Below are 22,141 nucleotides of genomic sequence, written 5' to 3'. Positions count from 1 at the left end.
TGCCTTCCTCTTGGCAAAAATATCCCGGGGGCTCGCGTCAGCGAGCGGGGCAGCGCCCCTCTCCCTTTTCAGCTCGCACGGCGGCTCGCGCTCGCGCCGAGCGGGAACACCTTCGCCGGGTTCAAAAGCCATTTCGGGTCGAACACGTCCTTCACCCGCATCTGCGCTTCCAGGTCGGCGGGTTCGAACTGCACATCCATCAGGTCGCGCTTCTCGATGCCCACGCCATGCTCGCCGGTCAGGCAGCCGCCCGCCTCGACGCAGAGCTTCAGGATCTCCGCGCCCAGCTTTTCGCATTGCTCCTGCTGGCCCGGCTCGTTGGCGTTATACAGGATCAGCGGGTGCATATTGCCGTCGCCCGCGTGGAAGACGTTTGCGACGTCGAGCCCGAAATCCTTCGACAACTCGCCGATCCGGCGCAGCACGAAGGGCAGTTCCGAGACCGGGATCGTCCCGTCGAGGCACATATAATCGTTGATCTGCCCCATCGCGCCGAAGGCCGACTTCCGGCCCAGCCAGATCCGCGCGGCCTCGTCGGCCGATTGCGCCTCGCGGAACTCGACCGGCTCGTGACGGGTCGCGATCTGGCGGATCATGCCGATCTGCTCGTCGATCTCGGCTTCCGAGCCCTCGCATTCGACGATCAGCAGCGCCTCGCAATCGGGATAGCCCGCATGGCAGAAGGCCTCGGTCGCGCGGATGCAGGGGCGGTCCATGAACTCGATCGCGACGGGCAGGATGCCCGCCTTGATGATATCGGCGACGCAGGCGCCCGCGACCTCGTTCGAGTTAAATCCGATCAGCACGGGGCGTGCGCCTTCGGGTTTCGGCAGGATCTTGAGCGTGGCTTCGGTCACGACGCCCAATTGCCCCTCCGAGCCGCAGATCAGCCCCAGCAGATCGAGCCCGCCCGCATCCAGATACGGTCCGCCGATCTCGACCACCTCGCCCTCCATCGTGACCAGCGTCACGCCGAGGAGGTTATTCGTCGTCACCCCGTATTTCAGGCAATGCGCGCCGCCGGAATTCATCGCGATATTGCCCGAGATCGCGCAGGCGAGCTGCGAGGACGGATCGGGCGCGTAGAACCAGCCATCGCTTTCCACCGCCCCGGTCACCGAGAGGTTCGTCCGTCCCGCCTCGACCCGGATGAAGCGGTTGGTGTAATCGGTCTCCAGCACGGCATTCATCCGCGCGAGGCCCAGCACCACCGAATCCGCCTGCGGCATCGACCCGCCCGCAAGCGAGGTGCCCGCGCCGCGCGGCACCACCGGCACGCCCAGTTCGTGACAGGCCTTCAGCGCCGCCGCGACCTCCGCCGTCGAGCGCGGCAGCACCACGCCCAGCGGCTGGCAGCGATAGGCCGAAAGCGCATCGCATTCATAGGCGCGCGTCTCGCTGGGGTCGTCGATCACCGCATCCGCGGGCAGAACCTCGCGCAGGCGGGCGATGATCTGCGGCTTGCGCGCCAGCAGATCCTCCTTCGGCTTGGGCATTTCCATGGCAAACTCCTCCCGGCTGGTCAGAAAATATAACCAATAAGCCCCGGTGACAAGGGAAGCCGCATCGCGCTAACTGTCGATATGACGACGATGTTTCATATCGGCCCGCTCGGGCCTCTCGATCTCGCGGCGCTTGCGCTTCTCGTCACCTGCTGGCTCGTGATCGGCTGGACGACCGAACATCCGAGCACCGCCCGCCCTTCGATGGGCAAGCTGATGGAAAATTACCGTCGCGAATGGATGCGCCAGCTGGTGACGCGCCAGCCGCGGATCTTCGATTCGGCCATGGTGGACGGGCTGCGGCAATCGACGACCTTCTTCGCCTCTTCTTCGCTGATCGCCATCGGCGCCGGGCTGGCGCTGATCGCGAACCCGCAGCCCCTGACGAATCTCGCCGATGATTTCGACATCGCGCGCGGCCCGGACCTGCTGTGGGAGGCGCGCATCCTGACGGCAGTGCTCTTCGGTGCGAATGCGTTTCTGAAATTCGTCTGGTCGCATCGGCTGTTTTCCTATGCCGCGATCGCAATGGCGGCGGTGCCCAACGAGCCCGAGGACCCGCTGGCCTATCCGCGCGCCGAACAGGCGGCGCAGGTGAACATCAACGCGGCGAAGAGCTTCAATCGCGGGCTGCGTTCCGTCTATTTCGCGCTGGCGACGCTGGCATGGCTGCTCGGGCCTTATGCGCTCATTGCGGCGACGCTGTTCACCACGGCGATGCTCTGGCGGCGTGAATTCGCCTCGGACTCGCGCCAGGCGCTGCTGGAGAACATCCCCGACTAGGCGCGGCGCGCTCGCCTCTGGCAGCCTCCGCATGATTTGGCTAAACCCGACGCCATGAGCAGTTTCCTTTCCGTCGAGCAATCCCTGACAGGCCGCCGCTGGATCGGCCCCACACCCGAGGCCGACCGGCTGGCCGAGGCGATGGCGCAGCAGACGCGCTTGCCCCTGCCCCTCGCCCGCATCCTCGTCGCGCGCGGTGTGACGCCGGAGGAGAGCGAGGGCTTCCTCGAACCCACGATCCGCGAGCTTCTCCCCGACCCCCGATCCTTGCGCGACATGGAGCAGGCGGCGGCGCGGTTCCTGAAAGCGGTGAAGTCGGGTGAGAAGATCGCCGTTTTCGCGGATTACGACGTCGATGGCGGCGCCTCGGCGGCGCTGCTGATCAACTGGCTGCGCGCGATGGGGCGCGAGGCGACGCTCTATATTCCCGACCGGATCGACGAGGGCTACGGGCCGAACGTGCCCGCGATGGAAAGCCTCGGGGCCGAGCATCCGCTGATCGTTTGCGTCGATTGCGGCACGCTGAGCCACGAGCCCGTGGCCGCCGCGAAGCCCGCCGATGTCGTCATCCTCGATCACCACCTTGGCGGCGAGACCCTGCCCTCCGCGCTGGCCGTGGTGAACCCGAACCGACAGGACGAGACCGGCGAGCTGGGTCATCTCTGCGCGGCTTCAGTCGTCTTCCTGATGTTGGTGGAGGCGAACCGGCAGCTGCGCGACGAAGGTGTGCAGGGCCCGCCCTTGATGACGCTTCTCGATCTGGTGGCACTTGCGACGGTGGCCGATGTCGCGCCGCTTACGGGCTGCAACCGGGCGCTGGTGCGGCAGGGGCTCAAGATCATGGCGCGGCGCGAGCGGCCCGGCCTCGTGGCGCTGTCGGACGTGGCGCGGCTCGACCGTGCGCCCGCCGCCTATCACTTGGGCTTCGTGCTGGGACCGAGGATCAATGCAGGCGGGCGGATCGGCGCGGCCGATCTGGGCGCGCGTCTGCTGTCGACAACCGACCCGCACGAGGCGCAATCCATCGCGGAACGGCTCGATCAGCTCAACACCGAGCGCCGAGAGGTCGAGAACGCCGTGCGGGAGGCGGCGCTGACGCAGGCCGAGGAACGCGGGCTCAACGCACCGCTGGTCTGGGCGGCGGGCGCTGGCTGGCACCCGGGCGTCGTCGGCATCGTGGCCGCGCGGCTGAAAGAGGCGACGAACCGCCCCTCGGTCGTGATCGGGGTGGAGAACGGGATCGGCAAGGGCTCGGCCCGTTCGGTCGCGGGCGTAGATATAGGAGCCGCGATCCAGCGCGTCGCCGCCGAGGGGCTGCTGCTGAAAGGCGGCGGGCACAAGATGGCGGCGGGCCTCACGGTGGAGGAAAACAAGCTGGAGCCTGCGATGGCGCGCCTGTCGGAGCTTCTGGCCAAACAGGGTGCGGGAGAGATCGGCCCGCGCGACCTGCGGCTCGACGGGATGCTGATGCCGGGCGCGGCGACCGCGCAACTGATTGAAGACCTCGACCGCGCCGGCCCCTTCGGCCAAGGCGCTCCTGCCCCGCGTTTCGCCTTTGCGGATATGGAAGTCGTGGGCGCGCGCCGGATCGGCGAGAGCCATCTGCGCTTCATGTTCGGCGACGGTATGGGCGCGCGGATCGAGACAGTCTGCTTCGGCGCGTTCGACTGCCCGCTCGGCCCCGCGCTGAGCCAGCCGGGCGCGAAGCGTTTCCACCTCGCCGGACGGTTGGAGATCAACACATGGGGCGGGCGCAACAAGGTGCAGCTGCGGCTCGAGGACGCGTCCGAAGCGTAAGCGACGCCCCACGATTGCACACAGAAAAGGGCTGTAATTCCAAGGCTTCGAGGCTGCCGTAACGGAGGGACAAAAACTTTCCAAAAATCCGCAAATACCCTCTTGCGAGTCACGGTTCTCTGGCCTAAACACCGCTCCACCTTAGGCAGGTATGCCCGGAAGGTTCAGAGTGGTCCGTTCGTCTATCGGTTAGGACGCCAGGTTTTCAACCTGGAAAGAGGGGTTCGATTCCCCTACGGACTGCCACTACTCCCCCGTTTTCAAAGCGATTTCACCACGCGCGCCGCTTGGTCGCGTGTGTTTTCATTCGTGGCACAGCGCGGCTCTGCGCGCGCCGATCCCTCATCAAAAAAGCGGCCCGTTCCGGGGCCGCTTTCTCGTTTCCCTGTCAGGGGCCTGAGGCCTCACGCGCCGTAGGGCACCCAGATGTTCTTCACCTGCGTCGCGCGGTCGAGGAACAGACGCCCCTGCCCCGCACGGGCTCCCCAGTCGCGTGCGTCGTCGGCTTCGACCCAGGTCTGTTTGAGGTTCCCGGCGCTTTGCGCCTCGACCATCCGGCAGCCCTCGGCATTGCCGAAATACCACATCGCATCGACGCCATCATGCGCCGCCAGCGTCTTCGCCAGCTCGTCGCGCGGGCCGGTGACGATGTTGACCACGCCGTCCGGCACGTCGGAGGTGTCGAGCACCTGATAGAGGTCGGTCGCGGCCAGCGGATGTGTCTGGCTCGGGACCAGCACCACGCGGTTGCCCATCGCAATCGCAGGCAGCACCAGCGAAATCGCCCCCAGAAGCGGCTGCGCGGTCGGGGCCACAAGTCCCATCACCCCGATCGGCTCATTCATCGCGAGGGTCACGAATTCGGACTTCGTCGCGTGCACCGCGCCGTCGAACTTGTCGGCTTGGGCGGCATACCAGAAGCAACGCTCCACCGCCGTCTCGACTTCGGCCTCGGCGGCTTTGCGCGAGGCGCCGAAGCTTTCCAGACGGGCGGCGAATTCCGCGCCGCGCGCCGAGAGGTTCTCGCCGATATAATAGAGCACCTGCGCCCGGTTATGGCCCGTCGCCTTGCCCCAGCCCTTCGCCTTATGCGCCGCCTCGACCGCGTTGCGGATGTCCTTGCGGTTGCCGAGCCCTGCGAGCCCCACGACCGCCTTGCCGCCCTTCACCTGATAGCTGTAGCCGCTATCAGGCCGCGCCTGCTTGCCGCCGACATAGAGCTTCGCGGTGCGGTCGATCTCGCCACCCTTGATCGTGTCGGCAGGACCGGTCTCCAGCTCGGAGGGCGTCGTGCCCTTGCCCTTGCCGGTGGCCGCCGCCGGGTTGCGCAGATAGGCACGCATGCCCTCGCGACCGCCCTCGCGACCGAAGCCGCTCTCGCGATAGCCGCCGAAGCCCGCGCCCGCGTCGAAAATGTTGGTCGAGTTGATCCAGACGATCCCGGCCTTCACCTGCCCCGCGATGTCGAGGCACAGGTTCACGTTCTCCGACCAGATGCTGGCCGCGAGCCCATAGCGCGTATTGTTGGCGAGCGCCACGGCGTCAGACGGCGTGCGGAAGGTGGTGAGCGTGACCACGGGGCCGAAGATTTCCTCGGTGGCGAGAACGCTCGCAGGCTCCACATCCGTCACCAGCGTCGGCGGGAAGAAGCAGCCCTGCGGGGCGGAGCCTTGGGTCAGCGTCGCCCCCTCGCTTGCGCCCTTCTCGACCAGATCGCGGATGCGCGCGAGCTGCGAGGGATGCACGATCGCGCCGATATCGGTGCTCTTGTCCATCGGATCGCCGGTGCGCAGCGTCTTCATCCGGGCGCGCAGCAGCGTCTCGAACCGTTCGGCCACCGCCTCGGCCACGAGGATGCGCGAGCCAGCGCAGCAGACCTGACCCTGGTTGAACCAGATCGCATCCACCACGCCCTCGACGGCGGCGTCCAGATCGGCATCTTCGAAGACGATGAAAGGGGATTTGCCGCCCAGCTCCAGCGTCAGCGCCTTGCCCGAACCAGCCGTGCGCTCGCGCAGGATGCGGCCCACATCGGTCGAACCGGTGAAGGCCAGCTTGTCGATGCCCTCATGGCCGACGATCGCAGCCCCAGTTTCGCCGTCGCCGGTGACAATATTGATCACCCCCTTCGGGATGCCGCATTCCTGCGCGATCTCGGCGAAGGCCAGCGCGGTCAGCGGCGTGTATTCGGCGGGCTTCAGCACGACCGTATTGCCAGCCGCCAGTGCCGGTGCGACCTTCCACGCCAGCATCAGAAGCGGGAAGTTCCACGGGATGATCTGGCCGCAGACGCCCTGCGCCGTATGGCCCGGCAGCTCGTCCTCGAGGATCTCCGCCCAGCCCGCATGGTGATAGAAATGGCGCGCGACCAGCGGGATGTCGATGTCGCGGCTCTCGCGGATCGGCTTGCCGCTGTCGAGTGTCTCGAGCACGGCGAGCAGGCGCGAATGCTGCTGGATGTGACGGGCGAGCGCGTAGAGGTGCTTCGCGCGCTGATGGCCCGACAGCTTCGCCCAACCGCTTTGCGCCCTGCGCGCGGCTGAGACGGCGGCATCCACGTCCGACGCCGAACCTTGGGTGACGCGCGCCAGCACCGTGTCGCTTGCCGGATCGCGGACTTCGAACAGATCGCCCGGCTTGGTCATCGCGCCGTCGATGAAATGGCCGAAGCCGCCCTCATGCTTGGCGAGCCACTTGCGCGCCTGGCTGTCGTCTTCGGGGGCCACGCCGTACTCCATGGTTTCGAGGATGCTCTGAATGCTCATTTTTGTCTCTCCTCAGGCCAGCGCGTGACGGCTGCTATCGGCGTAACGGCCAGTGACGTAATGCTCCAGCTGACGCTCGATATCACCCAGCATCGAGCTTGCGCCGAAGCGGAACAGGTCGGGGTTGAGCCAGTCGCGGCCCAGCTCTTCTTTCATCAGGATCTGCCAGGCCAGCGCCTCTTTCGCCTGCTTCATCCCGCCTGCGGGTTTGAAGCCGATGCGGTGGCCGGTCGCCATCCCGTAATCGCGCAGCGCACGCAGCATGGTCAGGCTGACAGGCAGCGTCGCGTTGACGCTTTCCTTGCCGGTGGAGGTCTTGATGAAATCGGCGCCTGCCTGCATCGCCACCATCGAGGCGGAATAGACGTTGTTGAGCGTCTCCAGCTCGCCGGTGGCCAGGATCGCCTTCATATGGGCGTCACCGCAGGCCTCGCGCATCGCCGCAATCTCGTCATGCAGGCCCTGCCAGTTCCGGGTCAGCGCCAGTTCGCGGTTGATCACGATGTCAATCTCGGCCGCGCCCTGCGCCACCGCCCAGCGGATTTCCTCGAGCCGCAGATGCAGCGGCATCAGACCCGTCGGGAAGCCCGTCGCGACCGAGGCCACGGGAATCCCCGTGCCCTCCAGTGCCTTGACCGCATGCGGCACCATCGTCGGGTAGACGCAGACCGCGCCCACAGTCAGCTCGCCCGGGCTGAGTCCGAGACCCGCTTCGATATGCGAGGCCAAGGGCTTGCGCGCCTTCGCACAGAGCCGCTTCACCCGGCCTTCGGTATCGTCGCCCGCAAGCGTCGTCAGGTCGATGCAACGCACCGCGTTGACCAGCCATGCCGCCTGATGCGCCTTCTTCACGCTGCGCCGGGCAGTGAGCGTCGCACAGCGGCGTTCGGCGGCGGCGCGGTTCACCCGGTGCCCCTCGAACATCCCCACATCGAGCGCCATGCCGGGGTTGCGCACATGCTCCCCCGCCGCGTTGGCGGTGGGCACCAAAGCCCCTTCCGCCTGCGTCTCGGTTTTCATTTCGGTCTTCATTGCGTGTCTCCTAAATCGGGACTCGTCACAGCCTCGCCATCACGTCCGGGGACATCTCCGGGGCGCGCGATCGGGACAAGATCAGCATACTTCAGCCGAGCCCATGCTCGGAAAGAAAGTCGTCGAATTCGGCGGGCGTCGCGTAGCTGGTTTGCGTACCGCGACGGGTGATCGAGAGGGCTGCATATCGCGCGGCCCGGGTCAGCGCCGCGGTGGGCTCCATCCCTTGTCCGAGGAAATGCGCGAAACTGCCGATGAAGGCGTCGCCTGCGCCGGTCGTGTCCACGGGGGTCACGGAGACGGGCGTGATCTCTTCGACGATGTCCGCCGTGATCCGACGCGCACCGCGACCACCGAGCGTCACGACGACGTTGTGGATGCCGCGCTCGATCAGGCTGCGCGCGGCGGCGATCACTTCATCCTCGGTGCCTGTCGGCAGCCCCGAGAGCATTGCCAGCTCGCTCTCGTTCGGACAGAACCAATCGAGCCCGTCGAGCCGCTCGATATCCAGGTCGGGATGCGCGGGCGCCGGATTGAGGATCGTCGTCACGCCTTCGCGCGCCCCGAAGGCCACGGTGTGATAGACCGTCTCCAGATCGACCTCGAGCTGCATCAGGATCGCGGAGGCGGCGCGCAGCGTCTCGGATGCCGCATCGACATCAGCCGGGGCGAGCGCCGCGTTGGCACCTTTCACGATGAGGATCGCGTTCTCGCCATCGCGCTCGACGAAGATCGGCGCCACTCCCGAGGCCGACCCTTCCACCGTCCGCACATGGGTCGTGTCGATCCCGTTCGCTTCCAAATTGGCACGGACCTGCGGGCCGAAGCCGTCATCGCCAACGCAAGTGACCATCGCCACCTCCGAGCCCAGCCGCGCGGCGGCCACCGCCTGGTTCGCGCCCTTGCCCCCGAAGCCCATCACGAAATCGGGGGCCTCCAAGGTTTCGCCGCGACCCGGCATCCGGTCGATATAGGTCACCAAATCCATCATGTTCGAGCCGACGACGGCAATCTTCTCAGGCATTCTCTTTCTCCGTCAGTTCGAAAATTCTCGCGGCTCCGCCCGATAATGTTACGATCGCAACATAACTCGGACCTTCTCGCGCGACGCAGCGAGTGTCAACTACAACGTGAAGCTCATCCCGGCGAGAAGCCCGGCCTCGGTCACGACGCCCGAAATCTCGTCGAGCGTCGCAAAAACGACCGGCTTGCGCTGGCCGATCTTGCTGGCGTCCACCACCACAAAACACTGTTTCGAAAGCTCGATCGCCGCGCGTTTCAACGGGACTTCGTACTCGTGCGAACAGCTGAGCGCACCGTCAGAACCGACGCCACCAGCCGAGAGAAACGCCACGTCGATTCCGAGCGGCGCCAATCTCTCCTGCGGATTTCCGGCATGACAGGAGCGTGTGCTCGACTTGATCTCCCCGCCGAGAAACTCGACCGGGACGCTGCTGCGCCCCTGAAGGATCTCCGCCGTGGTCAGACAATGGGTGATGATTCGCCGCGCTTTGCCCTGCGCCAGGAGCCGCGCGAGATGGGGCAACGTGGTGCCGGTATCGAGGAACACGACCGCGTCTTCGGGCACCAGGTCGAGCGCATGGCCCGCCGCCGCGCGCTTGGCGTCGATGGCGCGGTTCATCTGCGCGTCGAAGTCGTAATGCTCGGTCGTGCGGGTGGTGACGATATAGCCACCCCGGCAGGCAAACCCCGCCTCGGGCTGGGCCGCGTCGCGTCGCAGCGTCATCTCTGTCACGCCCATCTGCTCGGACAAATCCCGCAAACGCAGGGCGGGCGAGACATCTAGCAAGGCGGTTATCTGGTCGATCCGCTCTTGCTGGCGGCTGGGTCTGGTCACGATTTGGCTTTCAAGATCAGGATTTCGAAACGCGTTCCATAATCTGCAGAGTGTCCGTATCCGACCCCACGAAAGCAAGACCTGCGTTCCAGACCGCGCTGCGCCGCTGCGTCACGCCTCGTCAGCCAGTCGCGTCACCCGACCGCATTGGCCATGCTCTCGCGCACCGATCGGGCGGTTGATTGCAGCGTCAGGAAGGCGTCGAACCGCGCCGCGTGCAGACGTTCTATCACACCGCCTGCGGGCGCGAACCGGGTCGCAACCTGCGACATCGCCCCCATCGCGGCTTGTAGGTCATCGAACCCGTTCGCCGCGACCGCGCCAAGCATCGCGGCGCCCAGCAGCACCGGTTCTTCGCAGCGCGTGACCACGACATCGCGCCCCGTTGCATCGGCGATGATCTGACGGGTGACGGGATGCGCACCCGCGCCGCCCGAGATCGAAATCTCCGAGATCGGCGCGCCGTGTTCGGCCTGCACCTCGATGATCTGGCGCAGGCCATAGGCCAGCCCGCAGACCCCCGCGACATAGAGCGCCACGAGCGAGTCCAGCCCGGTCTCCATCCCCTGCCCCACGATAACCGCCCGTGCGTCCGGATCGGCGAAGGGCGCACGGTTGCCAAGGAATTCCGGCACCACATGCAGCGCCTCGGCAAGCGTCGTAACCTCCGAGGGTGAACCCACCTTCTCGAGCGCGAGATCAGCGAGGAATTCGGGCACGGATTTGCCCGCGGCCTGCGCCCGGTCTCGTGCCTCCTGGGCGGCCGGATGCAGTTGCACCAGTTGCGCAATCGCAGCGCCCGCGCCGGATTGGCCGCCCTCATTGAGCCACATCCCCGGGATCATTGCCGAGAAATACGGCCCCCAGACGCCGGGCACGAAGGCAGGCTCGCGCGTCGAGGTCATGGTGCAGGAGGACGTGCCGAACACATAGCCCAGACATTGCGCCGGATCGCCCGACCCGCCCTGCGCCGCGACTGTGCCAATCCCACCGGCATGGGCGTCGATCAACCCGGCGGCGACCGGCGTTCCGGGCGTCAGGCCCATCTGCGCGGCGGCCTCTTCGGTCAGCCCCGCCCCAAGCGGCGTGCCCGGGTCGACAATCCGCGCGCCGATCCGTTCGAAGCCGCCCTCGGCCAGATCGCCAAGGCCGATCGCATGGAAATACTCCGGGTCCCAGCGGTTCTCATGGGCGAGATAAGTCCATTTGCAGGTGACCGTGCAGGCGGAGCGCTCCAGCGCGCCGCTCGCCTTCCATGTCAGGAAATCCGCGAGATCGAAGAAATGAAGCGCCTGCGCATAGATCTCGGGGCGCTCCTCGCGCAGCCACATCAGTTTCGGCGTCTGCATCTCCGGCGAAATGCGGCCGCCCACATAGCGCAGCACCGCGTGATCGCCCGCATTGATCCGCGCCGCCTGATCGCGGGCTCGGTGATCCATCCAGACGATGACATCGCGCTCGGGCGCATCAGGATCGCCCACGGGCAACCCGCCCTCCGGGCCGATCACGGCGAGCGAACAGGTCGCGTCGAATCCGATCCCCGCGACATCGCGCGGGTCCGCCCCCGACGCGGCGAGGGCTCCCGTCACGGCATCGCAGACCGCCTGCCAGATCTGGGCGCTCGATTGTTCGACATGGCCATGATCGTCCTGCCACATCTCCAACGGATGCTTGCCGACACCGAGAAGCGTGCCCTCCCGGTCGAAAATCCCGGCACGCGCCGAACCGGTTCCAACATCGACACCGACGAAAAGCTTGCTCACGTTGATCCTCCCCAGACGCGCATTTTGCCCAATCCTTAACGGTATCGGGCGGGGACTGCCAACCCGAGCCGGGGCAGACGATTCTCGCAGCACAGAGCTGTCACGCCGCCGAAACCGCGATATCGAGGCCGAAAGGCGTTCCGCTGCGAATAAAAACGCGGTCGCGCAGTTCAGCGTCGCGATGGACCGCGCGTCCACCCCGCCACGAGGAAAGGGACGCATATCTCACGATCGATCACGTATTTGGAACATTGTCCCCACGCGCAATAGAACCAGCGAACCGTCAAAGCTTGCCATCACAAAAATCCTGAACAATTTGGGACAAAATCCCTAACCAGCGAGGTTACCCATGACCCGTCTCGCACGAATTTCCGCAGCCGTCGCCACCGGCGCTGCCCTGTTCGCCGCCAGCGCCGCGATGGCCAGCGATCTCGGCCCGCTCGTCACCCCGAGCGAGCTGAACGCCGAGATCGACACGCTCGATCCGGTGCTGCTCGACATCCGCACCGGCAGCTATGAGAAAGGCCATATCGACGGCGCCGTCTATGCGCCCTATTCGCTCTTCCGTGGCCCGGACAACAACCCCGGCCAGGTGCCGCCGATCGCGAAGCTGCAGGCGTCCTTCGAGCAGATCGGCCTCGAGCCCGACCGTCCGATCGTGATTATCGCACAGGGCGACACGGACACCGATTTCGGCGCCGCCGCGCGCGTCTACTGGACGCTGAAAAGCACCGGCTTCACCGAGCTGTCGATCCTAAATGGCGGCACGACCGCCTGGGCCAATGCCGGGCTGCCGATGTCGGACGTTACCGAGAACCTGATGCCGACCGATCTCGATCTGACGTGGAATGACCGCTGGACGGCGGAAACCCCGGCCGTGAGCGATGTCGTCAATGGCAAGGGCAAGGCGGTGCTCGTCGATGCGCGCCCGCCGGCCTTCTTCGAAGGCAAGAAAGCGCACTCCGCCGCCGCGCGTCCCGGCACCCTGCCCGGCGCCGAAAACCTGCCCTATACCAAGTTCTTCCGCTCCGGCGCGACGGTGATCGACGCGAAAGCCGATGCGGCCGCACTGAAGGAGAAGCTGGGCATCAAGGACGGCGAAGAGGTCGTGTCCTTCTGCAATACCGGGCACTGGGCGGCGACCGACTGGTTCGCCATGTCCGAGCTGGCGGGCATCGACAACGTCAAGCTCTATCCCGGTTCGATGGTGGAATATTCCCAGACCGACGGTAAGATGGCGAACACGCCCGGCCTGTTGCAGAACCTGCTGAACCAACTCACCGGAGGCTAAGAGTGTCCACGGCCATTCTTGAGAAACAGGCAGCGTCGGGCGGGATCGCCCGGCGCAGTGCTTTGATCCTCACCGCTCTCGTGGCCATCGGCGCGCTCGCGCTGTTCGGCGGCGCGCGCTACGGCTTCATGCTGGCGATCGGCCTCGGCTTCGGCATCGCGCTGGAAGGGCTGCGCTTCGGCTTCGCGGGCCCTTGGCGGGCGATGATCGTGCGCCGCGAACCGGCGGGCATCCTCGCGCAGCTTCTGGCGATCGGTCTCGTCTCCATCGTCGCGATCCCCGCGATCACCAGCCATCCGGGCGAGCTGACCGGCGCGCAGGCCCCGATCGGCTTCGCGATGGTCGGCGGCGCGTTTGTCTTCGGCGCCGCGATGCAGGTTGTGATGGGTTGCGGCTCGGGCACGTTGGTCAATGCGGGCTCTGGCAACCCGATCGGGCTGCTCGCGCTCCCGTTCTTCGCGATCGGCAGCTTCTTCGGCGCTTACGGCCTGATCTGGTGGACCAATCTCGGAGCGCTGCCGATCCTGACCCTGCGCGGCACGAGCGGGCTCGCGGTGACGCTGATCCTGCTGGCTCTGGTGGCCGCCACGGTCTTCTTCCTCGGCAAGCGCGGCTCGCGGAGCCTGCCGCGGCGCTATGTCATCGCAGCGCTCGTCCTCGCAGCGCTCGCCATCGCGAACCTGCTGGTCGCCGGGCAGCCTTGGGGCGTCGTCTACGGGCTGGGTCTCTGGGTCGCGAAAGGCGTGAACGGGATGGGCTTCGATCTGACGCAATCCGCCTTCTATGCAGCCCCCGGCTCGATCACCCGCGTGAATGAGAGCCTGCTGACGGATTACACCTCGCTCACCGATATCGGCCTGATCGCCGGCGCATTCGGTGTGGCGGCATGGCGTCAGGGCGGCTTGTCGCAGAAACTGCCGAGCTATCCGGCGCGCGCCTGGGTCGCGACCATCGTGGCGGGTTTCCTGCTTGGCTATTCCTCGCGTCTGGCCTTCGGGTGCAACGTCGGCGCCTTCTTCTCGGGCATCTCGACAGGCAGCCTGCATGGCTGGGTCTGGTTCGCGGCCGCCTTCGCGGGCGCCTATCTCGGCATCTGGCTGCGGCCTCGCCTTGGACTGGAGGCGCGCGCATGACTCGGAAAGCGACAGCCTTCACCGCGATGGCGGCACTGCTCCTACTGATCTGCGCGGATCTATTGGGCGCACCGCTCAACCCCTACCAAGCCCCTCCGGCCTTCGCCTTCGGATCCGGTCAGGTCGCAAGCGGCGGGTTCTGCGGAGCGCTGCCGAACTGATCTCCCAAATCCTTGCGATCTGGAACACCGGCCCGCTTCCCTCGGGCCGGTGTTTTCCTGCCCGACCTTGGAACCCCGTGCGCGGCCAGCTAGAGATCACCTGACGCGCCATCCGCGCGAAGGGAGCCCATCATGACCAGACATCCGATGTTCGGCATCTTGCTCGCGCTGTTCGGCGCGCTGGCGATTTCGCCCGACACGCTGCTGATGCGCTGGTCGGAGATGAGCGGCGCGCAGATGGTGATGTGGCGCGGCCTGCTGATGGGCGGCGCGATGTGGCTAATCTCGATCGTCGTGCGCAGGCGTCACCTGAAACACGACCTGAAGGCGCTTGCCAGCGGCGCAGGGCTGGCGCTGGTCGCGTGCCATTTCTCGAACATGACGCTGTTCGCGGTGGGGATCGCCGCCGCGCCTGTGTCTATCGTGCTGTTCAGCGTCTCGACGGTGCCGGTATTCGCGGCGCTTCTGTCGCGGCTGATCCTGCGCGAGACGACGCATTGGTCGACATGGCTCGCCATCGCGGCCGTGCTCAGCGGGATCGGGCTTGCGGTCTTCGGCCCCGCCCCGCCGAGCGTTGGCGGCAATCCGATCCTGGGCGCGCTTGCCGGTCTCGGCGTGGCGTTGAGCCTGTCGACGACCTTCGTCACGATCCGGCGCAATCCGCATCTGCCGATCCTGCTCGCCGTTGGCTCCGGGGCCGGGCTGGCCGGGCTCGCGGCGCTGATCTGGACGGGGGGCGCTGCCGTGACCGGCGGTCAGGTCTGGGCGATCGCGCTGGCAGGCGGCGTCGTGCTGCCGGTCTCCTTCATGTCGCTCTCGTTCGCCTCGCGCTACACCTCGGCCTCGAATGTGAGCCTGCTGATGCTTCTCGAGACGATCCTCGGACCGATCTGGGTCTGGTGGGGCACTGGCGAGGCCCCGAGCCGCGCGATGCTGATCGGCGGGGCGATCGTGATCGGGAGCCTTGCGCTCTATCTCTGGCACGCGGGCCATCGTCGGCAAAGCGTCCTCCGGCGCAGCCAGTCAGCCGCGCCGGAGCATCTCTGAACCGCTTACTTCCGGGCTGCCGGCTTGGCAGCCGGTTTCGCGGGCTTCGCGGATTTGGCGGCTTTTTCCGCATCCGACGGCATCTCGATATTGATCTCGAGGCTCGAGATATCGTCGTTGCGCTCCATCCGGATATCGACGCCGTCCTCCTCGATCTCCATGTACTTGCGGATCACGGCGAGGATGTCGCGTTGCAGATCGGGCAGATAGTCGGCCTGCGCCGACCCGCTGCCGCGTTCATGCGCGAGAAGAATCTGCAAACGGTCCTTGGCCGTCTGCGCCGATTTCGCGCGGCGGGGTTTGAGCGAGAAACCGAACAGGCTCATGCGGACCGCCCGAAGAGCCGTCCGATGAAGCCCGGACGCTTCTCGCCCGGAATGCGCATCGGAATGTCCTCGCCGAGAAGCCGGCCGACAGCGTCGTCATAGGCGGCAGAGGCGCTCGACGGCTCGTCGAGCACGACCGGCATGCCGGTGTTCGACGCGCGCAGGACGGCGGTGCTTTCGGGCACGATGCCCAGCAGCGGGACTGCCAGAAGCTCCAGCACGTCTTCGACCGTCATCATCTCGCCCTTGTCAATGCGCGACTGATCGTGACGGGTCAGCAGCACCTGCGCCTTGACCGGCTCGCCGTCGGTTTCGGCACGACGGGTCTTCGACGACAGAAGGCCAAGCACCCGGTCACTGTCGCGCACCGAGGAAACTTCGGGGTTGGTCACGACGACCGCCTCATCGGCGAAGAACATCGCCAGCTGCGCACCACGCTCGATCCCGGCGGGGCTGTCGCAGATGATGTAGTCGAATTCCTGACGAAGCTCGTCGAGCACCTTCTCGACGCCCTCTTGCGTCAGCGCATCCTTGTCGCGGGTCTGCGAGGTCGGCAGGATCGAGAGCGTCTCGACCCGCTTGTCCTTGATCAGCGCCTGCTTCAGACGGGCATCGCCCTGAATGACGTTGATGAAGTCGAACACGACACGGCGCTCGCAGCCCATGATCATGTCGAGGTTGCGCAGGCCCACGTCGAAATCGATCACGACGGTCTTGTGGCCGCGCTTGGCGAGACCGGCAGAGATTGCGGCGGCCGAGGTAGTCTTGCCCACGCCCCCCTTGCCCGAGGTGATCACGATCACCTTGCCGAGCGGCTTATCATCCTTGAGTTGCGTCATTCGAACGCCTCCACACAAAGTTTGTCATCGTCGAGGTAAACCTGCACGGACTTGTGACGAAGCTCCGCGGGAATGGTTTCGCTCGTTTTGTAAAGGCCCGCGATCGCGAGCAGTTCGGCGTCGAGCTGGCGGCAGAAGATGCGCGCGCTCTCGTCGCCATGTGCGCCTGCCATCGCCCGTCCCCGCAGCGCGCCGTAGACATGGATATTGCCCGCCGCGACCAGTTCCGCGCCCGAGGCGACGGAGCCGACCACCGTCAGATCGCCATGTTCGGCCACGATCATCTGGCCAGACCGCACCGGCGAGCGCACGATCTTGTTACGCGCGACCGGCGGCGCCGTCCGCTTCGCCGCGGGCTGCGGCTTTTGCGGCTTCGGCTCGGGCATCGCGGTCTCGCGGCCCACCTTGATCGGGATAATTCCGTAACCTTTCACGGCGCTTAGCTGCGCGTCGGTGGCGTTTTGCGCCCCGAAGATCTGCAGATCGCGCGCGAAGAGGTTGTCGATCATGTCGCGCACGTCGGCCGGTTTCGAAAACTCCGGCACCTGCGCGAAATCGAGCACCATCGGCGCACCGGCCAACAGATGCGGCGTTTTCGCAAGCTGTGCGTCGAGCGCGGCATAGAACGCACCATCGGGCGCGTCGGTCTCGAGCCGAAGCGCGATAGCGGTCAGGAAAAGACCGCGGAACTGAAAAGGCTGAACCGAGACCGGCGCAGGCTTCTGCCCGGTCTGAGATAGGGAATCGGACACGAGGGTAACTCGCTTCTGCTCAGGTGTGGGGATGCAGGGTGCACCCGCCTTGTTTTTCTTTGTTGTGTCGGATCGCGCACTGCAATTGCCAGCACAAAATCGCGATGGCCTCTCTACTCGGCTAAATCCTGCCGTCAACCGGAAGTGGACGAAGTTTTCGTGTAAAGACGTAGGCTCTGACCGAGATCCTCGGTTGACCCAACGTCGAAAGGCCGGAGCGCACCCCCGATCAGTTCCAGTCAAAGCCTCCGCGCCCGTCCAAAGCTGATCTGCCCCTGACTCGGCGGGAGGGTCTCCCGCGCGGGCTTGACCTTGCCTATATTCGACTGAAATGAACGGGGCGCGGCGCATGCCGCCCATTCGCCTGCCCCAGCTTGGCCCGAGAGAGGACCCACCTGATGAAATTCCGCTTCCCGATTGTCATCATCGACGAGGATTTTCGCTCCGAAAACACCTCCGGCCTTGGCATCCGGGCACTCGCACAGGCCATCGAGGCCGAAGGTTTCGAAGTGCTGGGCGTCACCAGCTATGGCGACCTGTCGCAATTCGCCCAACAGCAGAGCCGCGCCTCGGCCTTCGTGCTGGCGATCGACGACGAGGAATTCTCCGCCGGTCCCGAACTCGACCCGGCGGTCGAGAAGCTGCGCGCCTTCATCGAGGAAGTGCGTTGGAAAAACGCCGATGTGCCGATCTTCCTGCATGGCGAGACGAAGACCTCGCGCCATCTGCCCAACGACATCCTGCGCGAACTGCACGGCTTCATCCACATGTTCGAGGACACGCCGGATTTCGTGGCCAAACACATCATCCGTGAGGCGAAAAGCTATCTCGAAAGCATCCAGCCGCCTTTCTTCAAGCAGCTTCTCGACTATGCCGAGGACGGCTCCTACTCGTGGCACTGCCCGGGGCACTCGGGGGGCGTGGCCTTCCTGAAATCGCCGATCGGGCAGATGTATCACCAGTTCTACGGTGAAAACATGCTGCGCGCCGATGTCTGCAACGCCGTAGAGGAGCTGGGCCAGCTGCTGGATCATAACGGCGCGATCGGCGCGTCCGAGCGCAACGCCGCGCGGATCTTCAACTCCGATCACTGCTTCTTTGTGACCAACGGCACCTCGACCTCGAACAAGATGGTCTGGCACCACACGGTGGCCCCGGGCGACGTGGTCGTGGTCGACCGCAACTGTCACAAGTCGATCCTGCATGCGATCATCATGACCGGTGCGATCCCGGTCTTCCTGAAACCCACGCGGAACCACTGGGGCATCATCGGCCCGATCCAGCGCTCGGAATTCGAGCCCGAGGCGATCAAGGCGAAGATGCGCGCGAACCCGCTTCTGGCCGATTACGACATCGACGCTGTGCAGCCGCGGATCATGACCCTGACGCAGTCGACCTATGACGGCGTGCTTTACAACACCGAGGTGATCAAGGGGCTCCTCGACGGCTGGGTCGACAACCTGCATTTCGACGAGGCGTGGATCCCCCATGCCGCCTTCCACCCGTTCTACGGCCAGTATCACGCGATGGGCCGCAAGCGTGAGCGCACGGCCAAGTCGATCACCTATGCGACGCAATCGGTGCACAAGCTGCTCGCCGGGATTTCCCAGGCGAGCCACGTGCTGGTGCAGGACAGTCAGGAGGAAAAACTCGACCGGCACCTCTTCAACGAGAGCTACCTGATGCACACCTCGACCAGCCCGCAATATTCGATCATCGCAAGCTGCGACGTGGCGGCGGCGATGATGGAGCCTCCGGGCGGCACCGCGCTGGTGGAGGAAAGCATCGTCGAAGCGCTCGATTTCCGCCGCGCCATGGTGAAGGTCGAAGAGGAATACGGCCCCGAGGACTGGTGGTTTCAGGTATGGGGCCCGACCGATTTCCGCGCGGATGGCGACGGGATGGCCGAGACCCGCGACTGGGTTCTCAAGAAGACCGATGCCGAGGGCGTCGAGACTACCGGGTCGGATAGCTGGCACGGCTTTGGCGACATGGCGCCGGGCTTCAACATGCTCGACCCGATCAAGGCCACGATCATCACCCCCGGCCTCGACATCGAAGGGCATTTCGACGACAGCGGCATCCCGGCCTCGATCGTGTCGAAATACCTCGCCGAGCATGGCGTCGTGGTCGAGAAGACCGGGCTTTACAGCTTCTTCATCCTGTTCACGATCGGCATCACCAAGGGCCGCTGGAACACGCTCCTAGCGGCTCTCCAGCAGTTCAAGGACGATTACGACAAGAACCAGCCGCTGTGGCGCGTGATGCCGGAGTTTTCCGCGAAATTCCCGCGCTACGAGCGCATGGGGCTGAAAGATCTCAGCCAGCACGTCCATTCGCTTTACGCGAAATACGACGTCGCGCGGCTCTCGACCGAGATCTACCTGACCGATCATCACCCCGAGATGACGCCGTCGGAGGCCTTCTCGCATATCGCGCGGCGCAAGACCGAACGTGTCTCGATCGACGAGCTGGAAGGCCGGATCACGACGAGCCTCGTGACCCCCTACCCGCCGGGCATCCCGCTGCTGATCCCGGGCGAGGTCTTCAATTCGAAGATCGTCGAATACCTTCGCTTCAATCGTGAATTCGCGCATGAATGCCCTGGCTTCGAGACCGACATCCACGGCCTCGTGACGGAGACCGGCGAGGACGGCAAGACGCATTACTTCGCGGATTGCGTGGCGCGCTGAGGCGGCACGCCTAAGGTCGAACGAACAAAGGGCGCGGCTCGGTTTATCCCGACCGCGCCCTAACTCATTTCACAGACGGATCGGTTTCGAGAGGAAAGCAGCATGAGCGACATCCCGAAGAACACGATGATGGCCGTGGTCACGACCGGCACGGGTGGCTACGAGCGGCTCGAATACCGCGAGGTTGCGATGCCGGAGCCGGGGTCCGGCGAGGTGCTGCTGCAGGTGCTGGCGGCGGGCATCAACAACACCGACATCAACACCCGACTGGGCTGGTATTCTTCTGAGGTCAAATCCGGCACGCGGGACTCGCGCGAGGATGCGGAACATACAGATGGCGGCTGGAGCGGGGCCACGCCCTTCCCGCTTATCCAAGGCACCGATTGTTGTGGGCGGGTCATCGCGGTGGGAGAGGGTGGCGATGAAGCCCTGATCGGCACTCGCGTACTGGTGCGGTCCTGCATGCGCCAAAACGGTTTCTCCTCGATGGACACCGTCTGGCTCGGCTCCAATTTCGACGGGGCCTTCGCGCAATACGTCAAAGTGCCCGCAGGCGAGGTCTTCGCCATCGACAGCGACTGGAGCGACGCCGAACTCGCCACCCTGCCCTGCGCCTACGGCACCGCCGAGAACATGATCCACCGCGCGGTCGTCACCGCGGGCGAGCGCGTGCTAGTGCCAGGCGCCTCGGGCGGCGTGGGCTCCGCGCTCATCCAGCTTCTCAAACGGCGTGGCGCGGAGGTGATCGCTGTTACCAGCGCCGCCAAGCGCGAGATGGTGCTGGAGATCGGAGCGGATCAGGTGCTCTGTCGCGAAGACGATCCCGTAGCGGCAATCGGCGAGAACAGCGTGGATGTCGTGATCGACAACGTCGCCGGGCCGGGCTTCGGGAGGATGCTGAAACTGCTCCGGCGCGGCGGGCGCTATGCCTCCTCCGGCGCGATTGCCGGACCAATCGTGGAGCTGGACATGCGCGACATGTATCTCAAGGACATCACCCTGATCGGCTGTACCGCATGGGACGAACCCGTCTTCGGCAACCTGATCTCCTATGTCGAGAAGGCCGAAATCCGCCCCTTGCTGGCGGCCACCTACCCGCTCGATCAGATCGCCGAGGCGCAGAAGGTGTTTCAGCAAAAGCGACACGCCGGGAAGATCGTACTGATCCCGGGGCCGTAAAGCGTCGAAACGGCAGACCCGGGTCGGACTCGGCCGTGCGGATATTACCCGGTATCGGTCGTCACTTGCCGGGATCGGGGGAATCGGTGAACACCCGCACCAGCATCGTGCCGACGATCCACACTCCGAAAGGTCAAGACGATGGTGGCGCCGGTGCTCAGGTAACCGCCGACAAAGCCGGCCAGCGCGATCACGACGCCGATGGCGCCGACGAGCCCGACCAACTCATGTCTTTTCTGGCGAAAGCCCATCGGTCTGCCCCCGTCCTCATGCTCTGCCGGGCCGTCCGGTCCGGCCCCTACGCGTTCTTCTGATCGTCCTCATCGGCCTCCTTGACCCGCTCGATCTCCACCTTGACCCGGGTGACGAGCCCCGCGATCACGCCGAGGACGGCCAGCCAAGGCGCGGCGAGCACCACGACCCCGCTGACGGCGAGGCTGAGATTGAGGGGTGCCTCCACGAAGGGATCCCCGTCGGCGGAGCTGATACGCAGCTGGCGCACGCTCCCCTCTTTCGCCAATTCCTTGACGCGATCGACGAGTTGGCTTCCCGCGACCTCGATTTCTTCCCAGGCGGTACGGTCGGACTTCTTGTCGTCTTCCATCGAACTGTTCCTCTTCAAGGGGTAACATAGAGGCGATTGTAGCAGCGCACTTGCCACAGGTTGATGCGACAGCGCGATCACAGGTGACCGCTTCCCGCTGCGCAGATGGAGAGAAACAAGATTTTGCGACTTCCGCCTTGATCTTCGTCAGGCAAGGCCGGAAAGGGCCACTCGCAGATCGGGAGATCGCAGTCACTCTCCCTCCGGAACGGCCCCGCTGCCCGGTCAGATTGCGGGTTTGCATGCAAGTGGCGGAGGAGGTGTCCGGTCAACCGGAAATTTACCCTCCATAGACGCCAATAAAAACAGGATCTTACAATATTATCGCCGCACCGCGTGCAGCAAAAAGTGCAGCAAGTGTCTCCACAGATGGACGCATCATAGACAGTGTTTTGGCTGCGGGTGAGCTGCCCATCCGATACTGGCTCTCGGCATGTTTCGCGTGCTGCCCGGTCAGCGGCCTCTACCTATCAAGCGTCGCGACCAGAATGCCATTGATGAAGTTCACTATGTCGAAAGCGTCCTTCGGATTCACCGAATGATCCGCACCCCAGAGCTCTACCGCCCTTAGGCAGAGTTTCCCGGCTTTGCTCAGGGTGACGGGCTGGTGACGCCC

Annotated in this window: 19 protein-coding genes and 1 tRNA gene; 10 read left to right on the top strand and 10 right to left on the bottom strand. The window is 65.2% G+C overall.

The genetic code is table 11. The features are described from left to right. Window positions 1-68 precede the first annotated feature (68 nt). Entirely contained in the window at window positions 69-1,502 is a 1,434-nt protein-coding gene (locus B6V76_RS13695) for an FAD-linked oxidase C-terminal domain-containing protein (RefSeq protein ID WP_075775726.1), read from the bottom strand. A gap of 81 nt (window positions 1,503-1,583) precedes the next feature. On the opposite strand from B6V76_RS13695, the gene B6V76_RS13690 reads away from it, so the two are divergent. From B6V76_RS13690 to B6V76_RS13680, 3 genes are all read left to right on the top strand, one after another. Beyond that, window positions 1,584-2,285 carry a DUF599 domain-containing protein gene (locus tag B6V76_RS13690; RefSeq protein ID WP_088720133.1) on the top strand — a complete coding sequence of 234 codons (702 nt, stop codon included), beginning with the start codon at window positions 1,584-1,586 and terminating at the stop codon, window positions 2,283-2,285. 54 nt (window positions 2,286-2,339) lie between these two features. Further along, on the top strand, window positions 2,340-4,082 hold the full coding sequence (gene recJ, locus B6V76_RS13685) for a single-stranded-DNA-specific exonuclease RecJ (RefSeq protein ID WP_088727712.1): 1,743 nt from the start codon (window positions 2,340-2,342) through the stop codon (window positions 4,080-4,082). A 171-nt stretch (window positions 4,083-4,253) separates the two neighbouring features. After that, window positions 4,254-4,328, top strand: a tRNA-Glu gene (locus tag B6V76_RS13680). A 158-nt stretch (window positions 4,329-4,486) separates the two neighbouring features. On the opposite strand, the gene B6V76_RS13675 is transcribed toward B6V76_RS13680, so the two are convergent. From B6V76_RS13675 to B6V76_RS13655, 5 genes are all read right to left on the bottom strand, one after another. Further along, window positions 4,487-6,847: an aldehyde dehydrogenase family protein gene (locus B6V76_RS13675; protein WP_206184219.1), complete on the bottom strand. Its 2,361-nt coding sequence runs from the start codon at window positions 6,845-6,847 to the stop codon at window positions 4,487-4,489. Window positions 6,848-6,859: 12 nt separating this feature from the next. Further along, window positions 6,860-7,789 carry a deoxyribose-phosphate aldolase gene (deoC, locus tag B6V76_RS13670; RefSeq protein ID WP_075776990.1) on the bottom strand — a complete coding sequence of 310 codons (930 nt, stop codon included), beginning with the start codon at window positions 7,787-7,789 and terminating at the stop codon, window positions 6,860-6,862. A gap of 181 nt (window positions 7,790-7,970) precedes the next feature. Further along, the gene (rbsK, locus tag B6V76_RS13665; RefSeq protein WP_088727711.1) at window positions 7,971-8,903 is read right to left on the bottom strand and encodes a ribokinase; all 933 of its coding nucleotides are present in this window, start codon (window positions 8,901-8,903) and stop codon (window positions 7,971-7,973) included. 99 nt (window positions 8,904-9,002) lie between these two features. Then, window positions 9,003-9,737, bottom strand: a complete 735-nt coding sequence (locus B6V76_RS13660) for a DeoR/GlpR family DNA-binding transcription regulator (protein WP_166504599.1) — start codon at window positions 9,735-9,737, stop codon at window positions 9,003-9,005. 134 nt (window positions 9,738-9,871) lie between these two features. Further along, the gene (locus B6V76_RS13655; RefSeq protein WP_088727709.1) at window positions 9,872-11,500 is read right to left on the bottom strand and encodes an FGGY-family carbohydrate kinase; all 1,629 of its coding nucleotides are present in this window, start codon (window positions 11,498-11,500) and stop codon (window positions 9,872-9,874) included. 349 nt (window positions 11,501-11,849) lie between these two features. Here B6V76_RS13655 and B6V76_RS13650 point away from each other — a divergent pair, with 349 nt between their 5' ends. From B6V76_RS13650 to B6V76_RS13640, 4 genes are all read left to right on the top strand, one after another. Beyond that, the gene (locus tag B6V76_RS13650; protein ID WP_088720128.1) at window positions 11,850-12,791 is read left to right on the top strand and encodes a rhodanese-like domain-containing protein; all 942 of its coding nucleotides are present in this window, start codon (window positions 11,850-11,852) and stop codon (window positions 12,789-12,791) included. 2 nt (window positions 12,792-12,793) lie between these two features. Then, window positions 12,794-13,924, top strand: a complete 1,131-nt coding sequence (locus B6V76_RS13645; RefSeq protein ID WP_240497867.1) for a YeeE/YedE family protein — start codon at window positions 12,794-12,796, stop codon at window positions 13,922-13,924. Next, complete coding sequence (locus B6V76_RS19975) at window positions 13,921-14,085, top strand: hypothetical protein (protein WP_157771600.1); 165 nt, start codon at window positions 13,921-13,923, stop codon at window positions 14,083-14,085. The genes B6V76_RS13645 and B6V76_RS19975 overlap by 4 nt, the downstream gene beginning before the upstream one ends. A gap of 132 nt (window positions 14,086-14,217) precedes the next feature. Further along, window positions 14,218-15,132: a DMT family transporter gene (locus B6V76_RS13640; protein WP_088722522.1), complete on the top strand. Its 915-nt coding sequence runs from the start codon at window positions 14,218-14,220 to the stop codon at window positions 15,130-15,132. 5 nt (window positions 15,133-15,137) lie between these two features. Here B6V76_RS13640 and minE read toward each other — a convergent pair whose 3' ends face one another. Genes minE through minC form a run of 3 tightly spaced genes read right to left on the bottom strand, consistent with a single transcriptional unit; the run spans window position 15,138 to window position 17,049 of the window. Continuing rightward, the gene (minE, locus tag B6V76_RS13635; protein ID WP_075776902.1) at window positions 15,138-15,458 is read right to left on the bottom strand and encodes a cell division topological specificity factor MinE; all 321 of its coding nucleotides are present in this window, start codon (window positions 15,456-15,458) and stop codon (window positions 15,138-15,140) included. Beyond that, a complete protein-coding gene (gene minD, locus B6V76_RS13630) occupies window positions 15,455-16,297 on the bottom strand; it encodes a septum site-determining protein MinD (protein ID WP_075776903.1) in 843 nt (280 codons plus the stop codon). The genes minE and minD overlap by 4 nt, the downstream gene beginning before the upstream one ends. Next, window positions 16,294-17,049 (bottom strand): septum site-determining protein MinC, encoded by a 756-nt coding sequence (gene minC / locus B6V76_RS13625; protein WP_075776904.1) that lies wholly within the window; start codon window positions 17,047-17,049, stop codon window positions 16,294-16,296. The genes minD and minC overlap by 4 nt, the downstream gene beginning before the upstream one ends. A 398-nt stretch (window positions 17,050-17,447) precedes the next feature. On the opposite strand from minC, the gene B6V76_RS13620 reads away from it, so the two are divergent. The 3 genes from B6V76_RS13620 (at window position 17,448) to B6V76_RS19735 (ending at window position 21,235) form a co-directional block, all read left to right on the top strand. After that, window positions 17,448-19,742 carry an arginine/lysine/ornithine decarboxylase gene (locus tag B6V76_RS13620; RefSeq protein ID WP_075776905.1) on the top strand — a complete coding sequence of 765 codons (2,295 nt, stop codon included), beginning with the start codon at window positions 17,448-17,450 and terminating at the stop codon, window positions 19,740-19,742. Window positions 19,743-19,844: 102 nt separating this feature from the next. Next, window positions 19,845-20,921, top strand: coding sequence for an alcohol dehydrogenase family protein (locus B6V76_RS13615; RefSeq protein WP_240497866.1), 1,077 nt, complete (start codon window positions 19,845-19,847; stop codon window positions 20,919-20,921). Window positions 20,922-21,007: 86 nt separating this feature from the next. After that, complete coding sequence (locus tag B6V76_RS19735) at window positions 21,008-21,235, top strand: hypothetical protein (protein ID WP_141104923.1); 228 nt, start codon at window positions 21,008-21,010, stop codon at window positions 21,233-21,235. Here the strand turns inward: B6V76_RS19735 and B6V76_RS13605 are convergent. Beyond that, the gene (locus B6V76_RS13605) at window positions 21,220-21,525 is read right to left on the bottom strand and encodes a DUF4342 domain-containing protein (protein WP_088727707.1); all 306 of its coding nucleotides are present in this window, start codon (window positions 21,523-21,525) and stop codon (window positions 21,220-21,222) included. The genes B6V76_RS19735 and B6V76_RS13605 overlap by 16 nt on opposite strands. Between the last annotated feature and the right edge of the window lie 616 nt (window positions 21,526-22,141).

Source organism: Thioclava sp. IC9 (genome assembly GCF_002213225.1).
Lineage (GTDB): Bacteria > Pseudomonadota > Alphaproteobacteria > Rhodobacterales > Rhodobacteraceae > Thioclava > Thioclava nitratireducens.
Note: the sequence above shows the minus strand (reverse complement) of the source record. Positions and strands in the feature narration are given on the sequence as shown.

Excerpts from the sequence above, each read along its gene's own strand:
- B6V76_RS13695 (WP_075775726.1), bottom strand. The coding sequence starts at position 1,502 with ATGGAAATGCCCAAGCCGAAGGAGGATCTGCTGGCGCGCAAGCCGCAG.
- B6V76_RS13690 (WP_088720133.1), top strand. The coding sequence starts at position 1,584 with ATGACGACGATGTTTCATATCGGCCCGCTCGGGCCTCTCGATCTCGCG.
- recJ (WP_088727712.1), top strand. The coding sequence starts at position 2,340 with ATGAGCAGTTTCCTTTCCGTCGAGCAATCCCTGACAGGCCGCCGCTGG.
- B6V76_RS13675 (WP_206184219.1), bottom strand. The coding sequence starts at position 6,847 with ATGAGCATTCAGAGCATCCTCGAAACCATGGAGTACGGCGTGGCCCCC.
- deoC (WP_075776990.1), bottom strand. The coding sequence starts at position 7,789 with ATGGCGCTCGATGTGGGGATGTTCGAGGGGCACCGGGTGAACCGCGCC.
- rbsK (WP_088727711.1), bottom strand. The coding sequence starts at position 8,903 with ATGCCTGAGAAGATTGCCGTCGTCGGCTCGAACATGATGGATTTGGTG.
- B6V76_RS13650 (WP_088720128.1), top strand. The coding sequence starts at position 11,850 with ATGACCCGTCTCGCACGAATTTCCGCAGCCGTCGCCACCGGCGCTGCC.
- B6V76_RS19975 (WP_157771600.1), top strand. The coding sequence starts at position 13,921 with ATGACTCGGAAAGCGACAGCCTTCACCGCGATGGCGGCACTGCTCCTA.
- B6V76_RS13640 (WP_088722522.1), top strand. The coding sequence starts at position 14,218 with ATGACCAGACATCCGATGTTCGGCATCTTGCTCGCGCTGTTCGGCGCG.
- minE (WP_075776902.1), bottom strand. The coding sequence starts at position 15,458 with ATGAGCCTGTTCGGTTTCTCGCTCAAACCCCGCCGCGCGAAATCGGCG.
- minD (WP_075776903.1), bottom strand. The coding sequence starts at position 16,297 with ATGACGCAACTCAAGGATGATAAGCCGCTCGGCAAGGTGATCGTGATC.
- B6V76_RS13620 (WP_075776905.1), top strand. The coding sequence starts at position 17,448 with ATGAAATTCCGCTTCCCGATTGTCATCATCGACGAGGATTTTCGCTCC.
- B6V76_RS13615 (WP_240497866.1), top strand. The coding sequence starts at position 19,845 with ATGAGCGACATCCCGAAGAACACGATGATGGCCGTGGTCACGACCGGC.
- B6V76_RS13605 (WP_088727707.1), bottom strand. The coding sequence starts at position 21,525 with ATGGAAGACGACAAGAAGTCCGACCGTACCGCCTGGGAAGAAATCGAG.